The 1,163-nt window shown below is 64.3% G+C and carries 1 pseudogene; it reads left to right on the top strand.

The window, feature by feature from the left end:
• Positions 1–1,135, top strand: a pseudogene (locus tag BN2475_RS33055) (NAD(P)/FAD-dependent oxidoreductase); the annotation flags it as partial.
• Between the last annotated feature and the right edge of the window lie 28 nt (positions 1,136–1,163).

Here is a 1,163-nt window from a genome sequence, read left to right as displayed (position 1 = left end):
TGAGGAGTACGGCCCACGCGAGTCGATGGAGTATGACGTCGTGATCGTCGGCGGCGGCCCGGCTGGCCTGTCCGCGGCGATCCGCCTGAAACAGCTGGCGGCCGGCAAAGGCGTCGAGCTTGGCGTGTGCGTACTGGAAAAAGGCTCGGAGATCGGGGCGCATATCCTGTCGGGCGCGGTAATGGACCCGCGCGCCCTCACCGAGCTGATTCCCGACTGGAAGGAAAAGGGCGCACCGCTCACCGTGGACGTGACCGAGGACAAATTCCTCTTCCTGACCGAAACCGGCTCGAAAAGCGTGCCGGCCTGGGCGCTGCCGGACAACTTCAAGAACCACGGCAACTATGTGATCAGCCTCGCCAACGTCACGCGCTGGCTGGGCCAGCAGGCCGAAGCGCTGGGTGTCGAGATTTTCCCGGGTTTTCCCGCAGCTGAAATCCTCTACCACGACGACGGTTCCGTGAAGGGCGTCGCCACCGGCAACCTCGGTATCGGCAAGGACGGCCAGCCGACCGAGAACTTCCAGCTCGGCATGGAGCTGCACGCGAAGTACACGCTGTTCTGCGAAGGCGCACGCGGGCATCTGGGCCGCCAGCTGAACGATAGATTCAGGCTGCGCGAAGGCGCCGATCCGCAGGTCTACGGCATCGGCATCAAGGAACTGTGGGAAATCGATCCGTCGAAGCACAAGCCCGGTCTGGTGATGCACACGGCCGGCTGGCCGCTGGATAACGACACCTACGGCGGCTCGTTCCTCTACCACATGGACAACAACCAGGTGGTGGTGGGCTTCGTGGTCGGCCTCGGCTACACCAATCCGTACCTGTCGCCGTTCGAGGAATTCCAGCGCTACAAGACGCATCCGGCGATCCGCGCGGTTCTGGAAGGCGGCAAGCGCGTGTCGTACGGCGCACGCGCGATTACCGCGGGTGGCCTGATGTCGCTGCCGAAGCTGGTGTTCCCGGGCGGCGCGCTCGTGGGTGACGACGCGGGCTTCCTGAACGCGTCGCGGATCAAGGGTTCGCATGCCGCGATCAAGACCGGCATGCTGGCCGCCGAAGCCGCGTTCGATGCGGTGCAGGCGGGCCGCCACAATGATGAACTCGCTGCTTACCCCTGTCTCTTATACACATCTCCGAGCCCACGAGACTAAGGCGAGTCTC

The sequence above is a fragment of the Paraburkholderia ribeironis genome, assembly GCF_900019265.1.
Classification (GTDB): domain Bacteria; phylum Pseudomonadota; class Gammaproteobacteria; order Burkholderiales; family Burkholderiaceae; genus Paraburkholderia; species Paraburkholderia ribeironis.
Note: the sequence above shows the minus strand (reverse complement) of the source record. Positions and strands in the feature narration are given on the sequence as shown.